The sequence below is a fragment of the Candidatus Manganitrophaceae bacterium genome (genome assembly GCA_016200325.1).
Lineage (GTDB): Bacteria > Nitrospirota > Nitrospiria > SBBL01 > Manganitrophaceae > Manganitrophus.
The window spans coordinates 285,704-303,070 of record JACQEZ010000001.1 but is presented as its reverse complement, the minus strand read 5'-3'; the positions used below and the strand labels follow the sequence as shown (position 1 = coordinate 303,070).

Below are 17,367 nucleotides of genomic sequence, written 5' to 3'. Positions count from 1 at the left end.
TTCACAAAGCCAGCAACCTGATTCGAACGATCCGTCTGTGCGTGACAAGTAGCGATTCGTCTGATTCTGAGTCTAAGGAGGACCCATGCAGCTGATACAGCTCGGTAAAGGTGCGAATAAGCGGTCCAATGCAAAACAACGCAGAAAGATTTTATTTATTGAACCGTATCCGGAAAACAACGTCTACCGTATGGCCCCAACGGAGCGCCAGGCCCTTTGGTTTCCAAAGCTGAGCCTTCCCAGCCTCGCCGCCTACACGCCGGCCCATTGGGAGGTTCAAATCGTCGACGAGAGCGTCGATCAGATCAACTTCGATGCGCAGGTCGACCTGGTCGGCATTTCAGCGATGACCTGTTATGCGCCGCGGGCCTATGAGATTTCCCAGCGCTTCCGTGCGCGGGGGATCAAGGTGGTGCTCGGAGGGGTTCATCCAAGCTATATGCCGGACGAGGCGGCGAAGTTCTCCGACGCGGTCGTCATCGGCGAGGCGGAAGACCTCTGGCCGAAGCTCCTCCAAGATTTTGAAGAGGGGAAGATGCAACCGCAATATCGGATGGATCAGTTCCCGGCGATGGATGGATATCGCCAGACGCGGCTCGATCTCTTGGATCAAGATGCCTATATGACCGGCCAGTGTTTGATGACGACCCGGGGCTGCCATTTTGAGTGCGAGTTCTGCTCGGTCTCTCCTTTCAACGGAAAGACGACCCGCCGGCGGCCGGTCGCCGAGGTCGTTGCCGAAATCCAGCGGGTGAAGGAGTGGCGGCGGAGCAAGATCGTCGACAAGATGCTCAAGGGTCCGATCTTCCAACGCTTTAAAACCTCGCTCCGGTTCTTCTCCGGAATTGAAGATGGGACGATCTTCGCCTTCGTTGACGACCTCCACAACTCAAACCGGACCTACTGTAAAGAGCTTTGGACCGCGCTCAAAGCGCTCGATATCAAATGGGGGGCGCAGTGCACCCTCTTCTTAGGGGACGAGCCCGACATGGTCAAGCTCGCCGCCGACTCGGGCTGTGTCTCGATGTTCGTCGGGTTGGAATCGATCTTCGAGGCGAGCATCGACGAGACGAATAAGCCGTTTAACCGGGTCGAGCAGTATGAGCGGCAGATCAAGTGCTTTCACGACCATGGGATTATGCTCAATCCGGGGGTGATTTTCGGATTCGATCACGACGATGAGACGGTCTTCGAAAAAACGGTCGAATTCTTGATTCAGAACAACATGGAGCTCGCTTACTTCAACATCTTGACCCCGCTGCCGGGAACCCCGCTCTTTGATCGGATGAAGGCCGAGGGACGGATCGTCCATACCGAGTGGGAGAAGTATGACGGAAAACATGTCGTCTTCCAGCCGAAGCGGATGTCGCCGGAAGCGCTGCAGGAGGGATTTTTCTGGGCAAACCACCGCTTCTTCTCGCACGACTCGATCTTAAGACGGCTCTTCTACACACGGCAGCGGTTGGTCGCCCGGTGGGCGATGAACCTCGCCTTCCGGAGCATCGTCAAGCGAACCGCCCCGAAAGGAAGCCTCTCGCCGCTGTCGCAGGTGATCCAGAATCTCCAGGCGAAGCTGCCGAGCTATGAGACGGAAAATCTGATTCCAAACGCGCTGCACTCGTTGCGAGAAAAAGTCCAAGAGGTCTCGGGTCAGATCGATCATTTTCTCCAAATCCGGGCCCACAAAGGGGAAACCTTCCGGGAGCTCCGTGTCAATCTGGAGGGAACGCTCGATCAGTTGAACGCGAAAGAGTTGAAGAAGCGGATTTTAGCGGCGACGGAGCGGACGAAGATCGACATCATCCTCAACTTCGAACACCTCCAACATGCCACCCCGGCGGCCCTCTCGGCGCTGGCCGATCCGCAATTCCTAAAGAGAGCCGCCTCGGCGGCCAGTGTAAAATTTATGAACCTAAAAAAGTCGTTCCAGCAGGCGGTCGATCCGGCCCTGCTCTCGCTGGAGGTAGGAGAATAGCCCCATGCACGACTTCCGATTCAAAAAAGGGAAGCTTTACTGCGAGAATGTTTCCCTGGAGGCGATCGCCGAGCAGGTCGGAACCCCCTTCTACGTTTATAGCCACGGCACCCTTCGGCGGCATTTCCTCGCTTACAAAAAAGCCTTTGCCAAGGTTCCCCACCTGATTGCTTTTGCGATGAAGGCGAGCGCGAACCTCTCCATCCTGCGCCTCTTTGCGAAAGAAGGGGGCGGGATCGACATCGTCTCCGAAGGGGAGCTGCACCGCGCGCTGGTCGCCGGGGTCGATCCGAAGAAGATCGTCTTCGCCGGGGTCGGAAAGACCCGGATGGAGATGCAGGCGGCGCTCCGGGCCGAGATTCTGATGTTCAATGTCGAGTCGGCCCAAGAGCTGATCACCCTGGACGAAGTGGCCAAGTCGCTCCAGACCAAAGCGCCGGTGGCGCTCCGGGTCAATCCCGACATCAACCCGAAGACCCATCCCTATATTTCGACCGGATTGAAGAAGAGCAAGTTCGGCATCGAAATCACGAAGGCGGTCTCGCAATACCAGCTCGCCTCCCGCCTCTCGAACATCGAGGTGGTCGGCATCCACTCCCACATCGGCTCGCAGCTGACGCAAATCAAGCCGTTCGTCGATGCGCTGAAGCGGATTCGCCATCTGATCGACGAGCTGCGCGGCGGGGGACTGCAGATCCGCTATTGGGATATCGGCGGCGGGCTTGGAATTACTTATAATGCGGAAAAACCGCCTCTGCCGAAAGACCTCGCGGCGGCGCTCCTCCCGCTCCTGAAAGAGAGCGGCTGCACCATTATCTTAGAGCCGGGACGCTCGCTGGTCGGGAACGCCGGCGCGCTCGTCACCCGTGTGATCTATACCAAAGAGGGGGAGACCAAGAATTTCGTCGTCGCCGATGCCGGGATGAACGACCTGATTCGCCCGAGCCTCTATGAGGCCTATCACGAGATCGTGCCGGTAGTGAAGAAAAAAAGGAAGAACATGAAGGTCGATGTGGTCGGACCGATCTGCGAGTCGGGCGACTTTCTCGCGCAAGACCGGGTCCTGCCGCAGGTGGCGCAAGATGAGCTGTTGGCGGTGCTGAGCGCCGGAGCCTACGGCTTTTCCATGGCGTCGAACTACAATGCCCGGCCGCGCCCCCCCGAGATCCTTGTCTCCGGGGAGAAATATGTTACAATACGCGAGCGCGAAACCATGGAAGATTTGGTCCGCGGCGAGCGGATCCCGGAGTTTTTAAGTTTTGGATCGTCATAGTTCTCTCTCCCGATCTTCAGAAGGGACCCTCCCCCTGGACGAAAGCAAGAGCGCTCGGCCTCGTAAACCCCGAAAGCAGGGGAGGGGATTTTTTCTGACCCTTCTGATCGTCAGCGGGGTCGTCATCCTCTTCTTAACGATCCTGGCGGTGAAGGGACGGGAGATTCATAATTTTACGTTCAAGAAGTTCGTCATCAACAAGGCGCTGGTGTCCCTCCTCCCCGCCGACTACACGATGGAGGAAGCGGAGCGGGTGCGCGAGACGGTCTATCGGTTTTACGACCACGCCAAGGCCGACCGGGTGAGCGACGGCGATCTGTTGGAGGTCAGCCAGCGGATCCAGACGATCATGGCCGATGAGAAGATCACCGACGAAGAGGTCAAGGGGCTCTTGACGTTGATTGACGACAAAAAGCAGAAGAACGCAGTCCCATCAAACTGAAGAGAAGACAATGAAAAAACCGATTCCTTTCTGGAAAATGAGCGGCAGCGGGAACGACTTCATCATGATCGATCACCGCACCCCCTTGATCAATTCAACGGAGATGAAGCGCTTCATCGCGCAGGCCTGCCGGCGCGGCCTCTCGGTCGGCGCCGACGGGGTGATCCTAATCGAACCGTCGACGAGAGCCGACTACAAGTGGCACTACTACAATGCCGACGGCGGCGAGGTGGAGATGTGCGGCAACGGAAGCCGCTGCGTCGCACGGTTTGCCTATCTGAACCAGATCGCCCCGGCGAAACATACGATCGAGACGCTCGCCGGCATTGTCGCGGCGGAGGTGATCGGCGACCGCGTTCGGGTCCGTCTTCCCGATCCGACCGACCTGCGCTTCGACCTAAAGATCGACATCGACGGGAAGAGCTACACCGGCCACTTCGTCAACACCGGCGTTCCCCATGTCGTCTATCTCGTCGATGATGTGAACCAAACCGATATCGTGACGTTGGGGCGGGCAACCCGACATCACCCCCTCTTCGCGCCCCGGGGGACCAATGCCAACTTCATCAGCGTCGTTGACCGGCAGAATCTCAACATCCGGACCTATGAGCGCGGGGTGGAAGACGAAACGCTCGCCTGCGGCACCGGCGCGATCGCCTCGGCGGTCATCACCACCGCCCTCGGAAAAACGACCCCCCCCCTCTCGCTGATGACTCGCGGACAGATCCGATTGGGGGTCGACTTTACCCGGGAAGGACAGACCTTCAAGAACGTTCTCCTTGAAGGGGATGCCCGTGTTGTCTATAAGGGAGAGCTTCTAGAAGAAGCATTACTGTAAAGCAGGTTTTTTCAATCCTGCTTTTAAATTGAGGTCTATCGATGTTTCATGGTTCCATTGTCGCCATCGTCACCCCTTTCAAGAAAGGAAGGGTCGATGAGAAAGCCTTCGGTGAGCTGATCGATTTTCACCTCCGATCGGGAACCCACGGGATTGTTCCGTGCGGGACGACCGGAGAATCGGCCACCCTCTCTCATGAAGAGCACAAGCGGGTCGTCGAGCTGGCGGTCCAGTGGACCGACGGACAGATCCCGGTGATCGCCGGGACCGGCTCCAACAGCACCGAGGAAGCGATCATGCTGACCCGCCACGCCAAGGCGGTCGGCGCCGCCGGCGCGCTCCTGATCACCCCCTATTACAACAAGCCGACCCAAGAAGGGCTCTATCAGCACTATAAAGCAATCGCAAAGGCGGTCGATCTCCCCCTCGTTCTCTACAATATCCCGGGACGGACCGGGGTCAACATGCTTCCGGCGACCGTCGCCCGGCTGAGTGGCGAATTCGATAATATCGTCGGGATTAAAGAGGGAACCGGCTCGCTCCAGCAGACGAGCGATCTGGTCCAGCTCTGCGGCGAGCGGCTGATCATCCTCTCCGGCGACGACTTTACCGCCCTCCCGACGATGGCGGTCGGGGGCAAAGGGGTCATCTCGGTCACCGCCAACATTGCCCCGGCCGAGATGGCACAGATGACCGAGGCGGCGGAGCGGGGGGACTACGCCCAGGCGAGAAAGCTGCACGAGAAGCTTTATCCGCTTCACCAGGTGATGTTTGTCGAGACCAACCCGATTCCGGTTAAAGCGGCGCTGGCCCTGATGGGAAAATGCACCGATGAGGTCCGTCTTCCCCTCTGGAAACTGTCGGACGAGAATGCAAAGAAGGTGAAGACGGCTTTGAAACGGTACGGCTTACTTCGAAAGGGGTGAAATGAAGCTCACCATTTCAGGCGCGGCGGGGCGGATGGGCCGTGCCATCCTCGACAGCCTCTATCATGACGAAGCGCTCACCCTCGGCGCGGCGCTGGAGAGGAAAGGCCACCCCAACATCGGCCACGATGCCGGGGAAGCGATCGGGGTCGGGAAATGGGGCGTCGTCCTGACGGACCAGGTCAAGAAGGCGGTCCAGGCGGGCGAGGCGATCATCGACTTCAGCACCCCCGCGACGACGATTGCCCTCCTCCAGGAGGCGGTCTCCAAAAAGACGCCGATGGTGATCGGAACCACCGGCTTCAGCAGCGATGATGACAAGAAGATCGCAAAAGCGGCCGAGAAAATCGCCCTCGTCCTCTCCCCCAATATGAGCGTCGGCGTCAACCTCCTCTTCAAGCTGCTCGCCGAGACGGCGGAAGCGCTGGGCGAAGCGTACGATATCGAAATCGTCGAGATCCACCACCGCCAGAAAAAAGATGCCCCGAGCGGCACCGCGCTCCGGATGGGAGAGGTCTTGGCCCGCGCGAGAAAAACCACCCTCGCTCAGTCGGGCCGGTTTACCCGTCACGGGAATATCGGCGCCCGCCCCTCCGGAGAGATCGGCATCCAGACGCTGCGCGGCGGCGATGTCGTCGGCGAGCATACCGTCACCTTCGCCGGACCGGGCGAGCGGATCGAGCTGACCCACCGAGCGCACAGCCGGACCAACTTCGCCCGAGGGGCGCTGCTTGCCGCCCGATGGGTGGCGCAGCAGCCTCCCGGCCTGTATGACATGATGGACGTACTCAACCTAAAAACAAAAACCGAATAAAAATATTGCGGATTTCGGAATGCGGATTTCGGGTTTAAAGAGAAAATAGATTCTTTTTGAATTGTTTAATCCACCATCCGAAATCGCCCATCCGCAATTGAAAATGAGGAGCGAACGTGAGCACGATTAAAGTTGAAATGGCCGAGCGGATTAAGCATCTTCCTCCGTATCTCTTCGCTGCAATCGATAAGATGAAGCAGGAGGCGATCCGACAGGGGAAAGATATCATCAACCTCGGCATCGGCGACCCCGACCTGCCGACCCCCGCCCCGATTATCCAGCGGCTTCAAAAGGCGGCCGAGGACCCCCGCCACCATCAATACCCTTCGTACGAAGGGATGCTGACCTTTCGAAAAGCGGTTGCGGCCTGGTACCAACGGCGCTTCAATGTGAGGCTCGATCCGGAGACGGAGGTCCTCACCTTGATCGGCTCCAAAGAGGGAATCGGCCACTTCCCGCTCGCCTTCATCAACCCGGGCGATGTTGCATTGATGACGAGCCCCGGCTATCCGGTCTATCATGCCGGAACCCTCTTTGCCGGGGGCAAATCTTATTTTATCCCACTCAAGGCCGAGCGGGGATTTCTCCCCGACCTCGCCTCGATTCCGACCGAGGTTGCCAAGGCGGCGAAGATTCTCTTCATCAACTCGCCGAACAATCCGACGGCGGCGACCGCCGACCGGGCCTTCTTCAGCTCCGTGGTCGAGTTCGCCAAGCGCTATAACATTATCGTCGCCCACGACGCCGCCTACTCCGAGATCTACTACGACGGCAAGCGCCCCTCCTCCTTTATGGAGGTGGAAGGGGCCAAAGAGGTCGGCGTTGAATTCCACTCCCTCTCCAAAACGTATAATATGACCGGCTGGCGGATCGGCTTCGTCGTCGGAAACCGCGACGTTTTGGCCGGACTCGGCAAGATCAAGAGCAATCTCGACTCGGGCGTCTTCCAGGCGGTCCAGGAGGCGGGGATTGCAGGGCTGGAGATGGAGGAGACGGTGGTGGAGAACATTCGGAATATTTATCAGGAACGGCGCGATGTCTTGATCCCCGGTCTTCAGAAACTCGGATTCAAGGTCGCCCCGCCCCCCGCCAGCTTCTATGTCTGGATTCCGACCCCGGCCGGCGTCGCCTCCGCCGACCTCACCGCACAGCTGCTGTCGAAGACCGCCATCGTCACCACCCCGGGCAAAGGCTTCGGAGATGCGGGTGAAGGATATATCCGGATGACGATCACCGTCGGAAAAGAGCGGCTGGAAGAAGCGCTCGACCGAATGGAAAAGGCGGGGATCCATGGCTAAGAAGGGCCCCGCCGTCAGGCGCCGGGGGCCCGGGAAGGAGCAGGTCCTTTCCAGCCCGATCCCCGCTCCGCGCCCCACGGCCCAAGCCTTTATCGGGGTCGGCTCGAATCTCGGGGATCGGCTTCTCTTCTGCCGCGAGGCCGTTCAGCGGCTCGACGCGACCCCTTCGGTTCGAATCATCCATCTCTCCTCGCTCTATGAGAGCGACCCGGTCGATTACCTCCCGCAGGGTCGGTTCTATAACGCCGTTGTTGAAATCGAGACCTCCCTCTCTCCCCGGGATCTTTTAGCCGCTTGCCAAGAGATTGAGCGGCATTTGGGAAAACGGGTTGAGATTCCCAAAGGCCCCCGGACGATCGATCTGGATCTGCTCTGCTATCGCCCATCAGATCCATTGGATCTATCGCATCACGGAGTTCTGGAGGAGCCGGGGCTGACCCTTCCCCACCCGGCGCTTCCCGACCGCCTTTTTGTTCTCCTTCCCTTGGCCGAGATTGCGCCCCAATGGACCCATCCCCGCCTTCACCTCTCGGCCGTCGCGCTCCTCGATCGGCTGAAAACCCCCTCCGGGGTCGAGCGAATTGCAGGACCGGGATGGGAGAAGATCCCCCGCGCATCGAACGGATCGTAAGAGAGTTTCTATCCACATTGGGACGAAGAGGGAAACAACGCCATGGGTGCCAATAGGCTGATTGTGATTGAAGGGCCGATCGGGGTCGGAAAAACGACCCTGGCGCAGCTGCTGGCGTCGGAGCTCCGGGCCGATCTGGTTCTCGAGAAGGTGGAAGAAAACCCGTTTCTGCCGCTCTTTTATCAAAATCCGGACAAGTGGGCCTTCCAAACGCAGCTGTTTTTTCTTCTCTCCCGCGCCCGCCAGCTGGAAGAGCTCCTTCAACAGAGTCTCTATGCCGAAACCACCATCTCCGACTATTTCTTCCCGAAGGACCGGATCTTCGCCTACATGAATCTTCGCGAAGAAGAGTTGGTTCTGTATGAACAGATCTACAAAGTACTCAATCCTCATATCCCCAAACCCGATCTGGTGATCTTCCTACAGGCGCATACCGAAGCGCTCCTCGACCGGATCGAACAGCGCGGCCGACATTACGAGAAGGAGATCCGCCCGGAGTATCTTCGCTCGCTCAACGAGGCTTACAATCGATTCTTCTTCCATTTTGATGAAAGCCCGCTGCTGGTCGTTCAAACCAGCGACATCGATTTCGTCCGCAGCCCCGCCGACCTGGCCGACCTGGTCACCCAGATTAAGCAGATGAGGCGGGGAAAAGAATATTACCATCCGACCCGGTAAACGGAAGTGCGGATTGCGGAGTGGAGACAACCCGGACGAACCGCTTCAATCATGAAGACCGTTTCGAGCATCAAAACCGTTCAGAAAATTCTCAGGCCGCTGCGGGGGAAGAAGCGGATCGGGTTTGTTCCGACGATGGGAGCCTTCCATGAAGGACATCTTTCGCTGATGCGGCAGGCGCGGCGAGAATGCGACTCTGTCGTCGTCTCCCTCTTCGTCAATCCGCTTCAATTCGGGCCGAAGGAAGACTATGCCGTCTATCCCCGCGATCTTGCCGCCGACCGGAAGATGGCGCAGGGAACCGGAATCGATCTTCTTTGGACGCCGACGGCCGAAGAGATCTATCCCCCTTCATACCGGACCTATGTGAACGTCGAGGAGATCACGCAGCGATGGGAAGGGGCCATCCGCCCGGGTCATTTCCGGGGGGTCGCCACCGTCGTCGCCCAGCTCTTTCAGGTGGTCCGGCCCGACCGGGCCTATTTCGGACAGAAGGATTATCAGCAGACGCGGGTGATCGGGCAGATGGTCCGAGACCTTCACTTCGACATCACCCTCCGGATTCGTCCGACCTACCGGGAGAAAGACGGCCTGGCGATGAGCTCCCGAAACCGGCGCCTCTCTCCGGCCGACCGGGCGGCGGCGCCGATCTTGTATCAGGCGCTCAGACGGGTTGAAGCGCTCATTCGTCAGGGGGTGCGGGACGCAAAGACGCTCCTCGCCGAGGCCGAATCGTTGATTGAATCGGAACCGCGGGCTGCCATCGATTACGCGACCCTCTGTAATTCCGAAACGTTGGAGCCGATCGATCGGGTTGAAGAGAGGACGGTTCTCCTTTTGGCGGTTCGAATCGGGCCGGTCCGCCTCCTCGACAATCTCTTGATCCAAACCAAACCGTCACCTCGGTTTTTTTAGCTTGACAGATCCCTCTTTTTCTAAAATAATGGCGCCGTATGAACATCCGGAACCAAAGGGACAATCCTGCTCAATTCGCTTCGATATGGATCTTATTATTGTCCCTTCTTTGGGCCGTCGGTCTCAGCGGCTGTGAGGGCCTCTCGGGGGACAAAAAAAGCCCCGCAGCCGCCCCTTCTTCCCCAAAAGCGGGGAGAATCTATATCGCCAACGGGGGGGACGGCAGCCTCGTCACATTCGATCAGGCCCTTCAGACACAAGGGAATATCCTTCCGAGCCGACGCTTTCCGGAGACGGTCGCCGGACCGATCGGCCTCTTCCTCGATCGAACCAGCGACACCCTCTATGTCGCAAATACCGACTCCGACGCCATCCTCATTTATGAAAACGTCAGCACGCTCGATCTCTCGGCCGGACCGGCCAATGCCACGCGGGTGATCACCGGCCCCAAAACGGGGCTCGACCGTCCCTATGGGGTGACGTACGACCCGACCCGCCAACGGCTCTATGTGGTCAATCGAGAGAATCTGGTCTCCGTTTTCCAGAAAGACTGTCCGGAGCAGAATAACCTGAATGGGGATATCGCTCCCTGCCGGACCCTGATCGGCGGGTCGACGTTGCTCGACTTTCCACGGGCCGTGACCGTCGATACGCAGCGGGATATTCTCTATATCTCGAATCTGGGAACCAATTCTATTTTGGTTTACGAGAACGCTTCCCAGCCGACGACCCAGAGAGACCTTCCCCCGACGCGGGTGATCTCCTCCCACACCGATGCTTCGGAAACCGACAGCATGCTTTACAATCCGTTCGGCCTCTTCATCGACAGCGCCGACGACCGGCTCTATGTCATCAATTCAGGAAGAAACCAGCCGGGCATCTTAATCTATGATAACGCCAGCACCCGATCGGGAGCGATCGTCCCTGACCGGGTCTTCGCCGGTCAGCAGACCCAGCTCTCCAACCCGGCCGGGATCGACCTCTTTGTTGAACAAGACCGGCTCTATGTCGTGAACGAGAACAATACGAATAACGGCAGCACCGCCTTGGTGGTCTATTCCGACTTCAACACAAAGTGTCCGCTTGGCACCCACCTCTGCAACTTCGCGCCGGACCGGGCCGTCACCGGACAGCGAACCGGCCTGGCCAATCCGGCCGGCGTCGCCTACGACCCGCAACACGAGATCATCTATGTCGGGAACTCTCAGGGGAACAATGTCCTCGTCTTTGCACTGAAGAGCGACCTCACCCCGCTGCAGTTCAACTCGGGCACCAGCGGGAATCCGGAGCTCAACACGTTGCTGGAACAGCCGTCGGCCTTCTTCTATGACAAACCGCTCGATCGCCTCTACATTGCGAACTTTAACGCCAGCACCGCCGGAACCCCCCCCATCCTCGTCTACGAACAAGCGAGCAGCCGAAGTTACCTGAATACCCCGCCGAGCTGGACGATCCAAGGCGGAATCACCAATCCCCTTGAAGGGCTTGATATCCAGCAGGCGAGGGGGGTTTACGTCGATAAAAGGCGGAATCTCTTAATCATCCTAAATGGATTTAATAATAAGATTTTCATTTATAATTTCGCTCAGGCAAACAGTGCCACCCCACCGGCCGGGAATGCCGTCACCCTCCCGACCGGTCCGACCACCTTCAGAGGCTTTACCCGCGGAAGGGCGATGGCGGTCGATGAGGCAGCCGGCGAGCTCTATGTGGTCACCGATTGCGACACCGGGAGCTTCAGCCTCTGTCCCGCCGCGACGAATGTGAACAGCATCGTCATCTATCGCTATGACAACCTCGATCCAAACACCCCCGCGGACCCCAAAAAGAGCGCGCCCGATCGAACCATCACCGGACCGTCGACCGGCCTGAACCGCCCGCACGGCGTCTTCCTCGATACGACGAACGACCGGCTCTATGTGACGAATATCTCCTATCCCCCTCCGAGCAGCAATAATGGACCGACGGCCAACTCGGTTCTGGTGTTTGATCAGATCAGCACCCGATCGGGCAATACGGCGCCCGATCGGATCATCTCGTCGTCCCCCACCTTTGCCCCTGCGGAGCAGATGGATACGCCGATCGCGCCGTTTGTCGATCCGGTAACCGATCGTCTCTATCTTATTAACTGGGCAAAGGACAGTATCTTTGTCTTCGAGAAGGCGAGCACGCGGTCGGGCCCGACCCGTCCCGATCGCATCGTCTCGGGGACCGACACCCTCCTGGCCTTCTCCGGCTCGGCCAACACGACCGGCGCCCTTTACGTCGATACGACCCAGGGGAAAGAGACCCTTTTTGTCGGAGAGCCGAAAAACCCGACCCCCGCCTGCCCCCCCTGCCGCGGCTCTTTCTTGATCTTCGGCGTTCAGGGAAATACCCCCGCCAGCGGCACCCTCTCCGCCGGCGCAGTCTCGCCGCTGACCGGCCCCGCCGCGATGGCGTTGGATCCGGTTCGGGATATTCTCTATATTGCAAACCAGGGTGATCCGGCGCAGCGGGCCGACGATTCGATATTGATTTTTACCAACGCGAGTCAGGCGAATGGAACCTTGCCGATCACCGGGACGGTGACGGTGACCACCGGCTCCGCGGAGGTCGCCGGAACGGGAACCGCCTTTACGACGGCGCTTGCTCCCGGCGATTCGATTCGGATCGGATCGACCGCTTATCAGATCGCCTCGATCGACTCCGATACCGCGCTGACGCTCACGGCTCCCTACACCGGCGCCTCCGGCACCGATCTTCCTGCCTCTTTCGTCCCCCGTATGCTCTGCAGCCCGATCGGGACGACCTGTCAGAGCGCCGGCTCGCAGTTGAATAATCCGGGAGGGCTGTTGGTCGACTCGGATCAGAACCGTCTCTATCTCTCCAATGCCGGGACCGATTGCTCCGACCCCGCCGCTCCCTGCAACGCCCTGCTCGTCTTCGACGATGCCAGTGATCTGAACCAGAATTCGACGCCGAGTCAGGTTATCACCGGCACGGCGCTGAACAGCCCGCGCGGAATAGCGCTCGATTCGGCGCGAAAGACCCTCTACGTCGCGAATAACGGCAGCCACTCGGTTCTCCTCTTCAAAAACATCGACCAGCTGAACGGAGCGGTGACCCCCGATGCCGAGATCGGAGGGGCGGCGACCCAGATCAACGCCCCCATCGGGGTCGCCTATGATGCAAGCAGAGACCTTCTCTATGTTCTCAACAGCGGCAACACCGAGATCTTGGTCTTCTCCCAAGCCTCCTCTTTAAACGGGAATGTCGCGCCGACCCGGATTCTCTCGAACGGCTTTATGAAAACCCCCACCGCCTTCTTCCTCGACCCGCAACAGGATCTGCTTTATGTGGCGGACCGGGACAACAATGCCGTTTACACCTTCACCACCGCAAGCAGCGCCGCAGGTGAGGCGAGCCATAGCACCACTTCCGGAAACAACACCGGGCTCAATCAGCCCGCGGCCGTTTTTGTTGACACAACCAGGTGACCCGCGACGTGAAACCGATACGATGGACAGCATTCGTCTTCTTCCTTCTTTCGATAGGGACCCTGCAGGGTTGCGGCGGCTCGGGGGGAGGCGGCGGTGACCGGCTGAATGGACCCAACGCCGCCGCGCAAGGGGATGGGAATCTCTACGTCGTCAATGGAGGGACAGGGAGCGTGTCCGCTTTTGACAGCGCCGTCACGGCCGATGGGGATCTCTCCCCCAGCCGCCACTTTCCGGAGACGCTGGCCGGCCCCACGGGGCTCTTCTTAGATCCCACGACAGACACCCTCTATGTGGCCAATACCGGTCAAAATGCCGTCCTCATCTTTGAGCATGCGAGCACCCTCCGGCCGCCGGTCGGATTGACCTCGCCGACTCGAATGATTTCAGGCCCGCAGACCCGGCTCCAACGCCCCAGCGCCCTCTTTTATGACACCGTACAGCAGCGGCTCTATGTCGCCAATGAGGGGGACTCGTCGGTCGTCGTCTTTCATGCCAGCTGCGCGACCTCCGCGCTGCTCAACGGCAACATCCCTCCTTGCAAGGTGATCGCAGGCCCATCGACCGCGATCCATTCTCCCAAAGCGCTGGCGCTCGATACCGGTAAAGACATCCTTTATCTCTCCAACACGCAGGCCGACAACCTCCTGGCGTATGATCAGGCGACCAGCCGAGGCGGCGCACCGGCCGACTGCGTCAAGACACCGAACCCCTGTGACACCCCTCCCAGCCGGGTCATCACCTCCGCCGCCACCCCGGCCGGAGCGCTCCGCCGCCCCTTCGGCCTCACCCTCGATTCGGCAAACGATCGCCTGTATGCGGTCAATGCCGGGGGAGATTCGCCGGCCATTTTCATCTACGACGCCGCCTCCACCCAGTCGGGTGAGACGGCTCCCGATCGAATTCTAACCGGCACCGCGACGCTTCTCGGCGCGCCGACCGCCGCCGATATCGATCCGGTTCAAAATCGAATCTTCGTGATCAACAACAACCATGCCGGAAGCGGCGCCAGCGCGGTCATCGTCTTCAGCAACATCGAGGGCCGCTGCACAGACACCCTCTGCAATCTGGCCCCGGACCGGGTCATCACCGGAGATCAAACCGGCTTCTCCGATCCGAACGGCCTCGCTTTCGATTCACAGCTGGAGCGGATTTATGTGGCAAACAGTACGGCGAGCACGATCTCTTTGTTCGGGATGGAGGGGAATATCTCGCCGACCAAAATAGACGCCGGGATCAATACCAAGCTGGAGCAGCCGATCTCGTTCTTTTATGACAGCGACCTCGATCGCCTTTATGTCGCCAACTACTCTTTCCGATTCGCCTCGGCCTCTCCGCCGATCACCGTCTACGATCAGGTGAGCAGCGCCCCCCTGGCGAACACCCCGCCGAGCTGGGGGCTGGCCGATCCCTCGTTGAGATTCCCCCGGGCCGTCTATGTGGATAAGGCGCGGAACCTTCTGCTGGTCCTGGAATCGTTTAGCTATGAGCTTCGCGTCTATCCCCTCCCCAATCTCTCCACCGCTCCGGTCGGGACCAATGTCACCATTACGGCGCTCGCGAGCTTTACGATCGGGCTCAATCGACCGACGGCCATCACGGTCGACCCAGCAAAGGGAGAGGTCTATGTCGCCAATGAAGGAAATCAAAGCATCGTCGTTTACAACTTTAACAGCTGCACCGCCACCGTCTGCGCCTCTTCCGCCCCGACGCGGACCATTACCGGCGCCGCCACTAAGCTCCTCAGCCCTTTCGGACTGTTCATCGACACGGCGCGGGACATTCTTTATGTGACCAATATTACCGGCCAGACCGTCATCGCTTTCAGTAATGCCAGCAGCCGATCGGGGAACACCCCCCCCGACCGCGTCCTCTCCTCGCTGACCTTGACGACTGCGGATGCCCTGAGCACGCCGACCGCCCCCTTCATGAACGTCGCGAAAGACCGCCTCTTCTTGATCAACCGCGGCAATGATTCGATCTATGTTTATGACCGCGTCAGCACCCTCAACGGCGAGGTCGCGCCGAGCCGGAAATTGTCCGGCCCCAACACGCAGCTCGACTTCACGCAAGGGAACGATGTCGCCATCACCGGCGCCCTCTGGGTCGACACGACGCGGGGGGGAGAGCGGATCTTCGTCGGCGAGCCGAAAGACCCCGGCTGCACCCTGCCTCCGAACCAATGCGCGCGCGGCGCCCTGTTGCTCTTCAGCGCGGAGGGAAACATCACCCCCAGCCAGGTGTGGAGCGGAGGAGAGCAGCGGCTGATCGGGCCGGTGGCGATTGCGATCGATACGAAGCGAGATCTGCTCTATGTCGCCAATCAGGGAGACCCGGCGTCGACCGCCGACGATTCGATCGAGCTCTTTACCCAGGCGAGTCAAGCGGAAGGAACCCTTCCCCTGACCGGCACCCTGGCCCTGACGGGAGGAACCGCAGAGGTCACTGGAACCGGAACGGCCTTTACGACGGAGTTGGAACCGGGCGATCGGATCAAAATCGGGTCGTCTTCGGCGGTCGTCTCGGCGATTACGTCCGACACTTCTCTAACGCTGGTCGCTCCTTATACGGGAACCACCGCTTCGAACCAGGTCGCCTCCCGTCTTCCGCGGAACATCTGCAGCCCCGCCGGAACGAGCTGCGTCAGCCCCGATACCAAGCTAAACAATCCGGGGGGGCTGGCGGTCGATTCGGATCAGAACCGCCTCTATGTCTCCAACGCCGGGACCGATTGCTCCAACCCCGCCACCCCCTGCAACGCCCTGCTCGTCTTCCACACCGCGAGCAACCTCAATAACGATGCGATCCCCGATCAAGTCATCACCAGCACGGCGCTGAACAGCCCGCGGGGGCTGGCGCTCGATCCGACGCGGAAGACCCTCTACGTTGCGAACAACGGCAGCCATTCGATCTTGGTCTTTAGGAATGTCGAGCAGCTGAAAGTGGCGGTCACCCCCGACGCGGAGATCGGAGGGGCGGCGACCCAGATCAATGCCCCGATCGGGGTCGCGTATGATGCAATCAGAGACCTGCTCTATGTTCTCAACGGAGCCGGCACCCCCGAGATTCTGGTCTTCTCCGATGCCTCTTCGCTGGCCGGCGACATTGGGCCGTCCCGCATTATCTCGGGCAGCTTTATGAAGGTCCCTACCTCCCTCTTTCTCGACTCGGTGGGCGATCTGCTCTATGTGGCTGATCCGACCGCCAACGCCGTCTACCTCTTCACCGAAGCGAACAACGCCGAGGGAGACGCCCCGCACAGAACGATCTCCGGAAACAACACCGGCTTCAATCAGCCGTTGGCGGTGGCGGTCGATACCGCCCGCTAAAAATCCTTTTTTCTAATACCTTATTTGTCTATTGACTTCTGGCGCAGCGAAATCCTAAGAAAGGATAACGCGCCAGCGGCTCGACATTTTGTCGGAAGGAGAGTCTTGAGAAGAGAGGGAGGGAGTAGTGGCCCGATTCGCCGAAGGCGTCTCCTTTGGCGACTTTAAACTGCTCTCCGAAGTCGGCGCTTTGATAGTTCCCCCCCGGAAACGCTTTGTACCAGTCGGCCACCCATTCCATTACATTGCCGTTTAAATCGAACACCCCATAGACGCTCCGGTCGTCTTTCCAGCGGCCGACCGGGGTCGCATCGCCGAAGCCGCCGGCGCTGACGTTCGCCTTTTTGGCGTCGAACTCATTTCCCCAGACATAAAGATTTCCCTGCGGTCCGCGCGCCGCCTTCTCCCACTCCGCTTCGGTCGGAAGGTGCTTGCCGCGCCAGCGGCAGTAATCCTGGGCTTCATACCAATTGATCTCCGTGGCGGGGTACTCCGCCTGGCCTTCCGGATAGCGTCCTTCCTTCCACGACGCCGGCGGCTTCCGCTGCCGCTCCTGGACGAACGCGGCATACTCTTTATCCGTCACCTCATATCGGTCGATCAGAAAATCGGGGAGGGAGAGCTTCCGCTGCGGGTGCTCGTCGAGGTACCACGGTTTTTTGCTTCCGAATTCAGTCTGGCTTTCGGTTTTATCGACGTCATTGCTCCCCATGATAAATTCACCATGGGGGACCAGGACCATCTCCGAGGGAATTTCCTTTTTCGATAA

The 17,367-nt window shown here is 59.4% G+C and carries 13 protein-coding genes; 12 read left to right on the top strand and 1 reads right to left on the bottom strand.

What is annotated here, in order from left to right; all coding sequences use genetic code 11:
* Positions 1-85: 85 nt before the first annotated feature.
* The 12 genes from HY282_01415 to HY282_01360 all read left to right on the top strand — a co-directional run bounded on the left by HY282_01415 (position 86) and on the right by HY282_01360 (position 16,598).
* Positions 86-1,975: a cobalamin B12-binding domain-containing protein gene (locus HY282_01415; GenBank protein ID MBI3802407.1), complete on the top strand. Its 1,890-nt coding sequence runs from the start codon at positions 86-88 to the stop codon at positions 1,973-1,975.
* 4 nt (positions 1,976-1,979) lie between these two features.
* Positions 1,980-3,248 (top strand): diaminopimelate decarboxylase, encoded by a 1,269-nt coding sequence (gene lysA, locus HY282_01410; protein MBI3802406.1) that lies wholly within the window; start codon positions 1,980-1,982, stop codon positions 3,246-3,248.
* Positions 3,235-3,690 carry a hypothetical protein gene (locus HY282_01405; GenBank protein MBI3802405.1) on the top strand — a complete coding sequence of 152 codons (456 nt, stop codon included), beginning with the start codon at positions 3,235-3,237 and terminating at the stop codon, positions 3,688-3,690. The genes lysA and HY282_01405 overlap by 14 nt, the downstream gene beginning before the upstream one ends.
* Before the next feature lie 10 nt (positions 3,691-3,700).
* Positions 3,701-4,528: a diaminopimelate epimerase gene (locus tag HY282_01400; GenBank protein ID MBI3802404.1), complete on the top strand. Its 828-nt coding sequence runs from the start codon at positions 3,701-3,703 to the stop codon at positions 4,526-4,528.
* 41 nt (positions 4,529-4,569) lie between these two features.
* The gene (locus HY282_01395; protein ID MBI3802403.1) at positions 4,570-5,454 is read left to right on the top strand and encodes a 4-hydroxy-tetrahydrodipicolinate synthase; all 885 of its coding nucleotides are present in this window, start codon (positions 4,570-4,572) and stop codon (positions 5,452-5,454) included.
* A 1-nt stretch (position 5,455) separates the two neighbouring features.
* Positions 5,456-6,268, top strand: coding sequence for a 4-hydroxy-tetrahydrodipicolinate reductase (gene dapB / locus HY282_01390; protein ID MBI3802402.1), 813 nt, complete (start codon positions 5,456-5,458; stop codon positions 6,266-6,268).
* Positions 6,269-6,405: 137 nt separating this feature from the next.
* Positions 6,406-7,566, top strand: a complete 1,161-nt coding sequence (locus tag HY282_01385; GenBank protein MBI3802401.1) for an LL-diaminopimelate aminotransferase — start codon at positions 6,406-6,408, stop codon at positions 7,564-7,566.
* Positions 7,559-8,197: a 2-amino-4-hydroxy-6-hydroxymethyldihydropteridine diphosphokinase gene (folK, locus tag HY282_01380; protein ID MBI3802400.1), complete on the top strand. Its 639-nt coding sequence runs from the start codon at positions 7,559-7,561 to the stop codon at positions 8,195-8,197. The genes HY282_01385 and folK overlap by 8 nt, the downstream gene beginning before the upstream one ends.
* 42 nt (positions 8,198-8,239) lie before the next feature.
* Positions 8,240-8,875, top strand: a complete 636-nt coding sequence (locus HY282_01375; protein MBI3802399.1) for a deoxynucleoside kinase — start codon at positions 8,240-8,242, stop codon at positions 8,873-8,875.
* Positions 8,876-8,926: 51 nt separating this feature from the next.
* Positions 8,927-9,790: a pantoate--beta-alanine ligase gene (locus HY282_01370; GenBank protein MBI3802398.1), complete on the top strand. Its 864-nt coding sequence runs from the start codon at positions 8,927-8,929 to the stop codon at positions 9,788-9,790.
* A gap of 98 nt (positions 9,791-9,888) precedes the next feature.
* The gene (locus HY282_01365) at positions 9,889-13,269 is read left to right on the top strand and encodes a hypothetical protein (GenBank protein MBI3802397.1); all 3,381 of its coding nucleotides are present in this window, start codon (positions 9,889-9,891) and stop codon (positions 13,267-13,269) included.
* 8 nt (positions 13,270-13,277) lie between these two features.
* A complete protein-coding gene (locus HY282_01360; protein ID MBI3802396.1) occupies positions 13,278-16,598 on the top strand; it encodes a beta-propeller fold lactonase family protein in 3,321 nt (1,106 codons plus the stop codon).
* A 28-nt stretch (positions 16,599-16,626) separates the two neighbouring features.
* On the opposite strand, the gene HY282_01355 is transcribed toward HY282_01360, so the two are convergent.
* Positions 16,627-17,340: an SUMF1/EgtB/PvdO family nonheme iron enzyme gene (locus tag HY282_01355; GenBank protein MBI3802395.1), complete on the bottom strand. Its 714-nt coding sequence runs from the start codon at positions 17,338-17,340 to the stop codon at positions 16,627-16,629.
* Between the last annotated feature and the right edge of the window lie 27 nt (positions 17,341-17,367).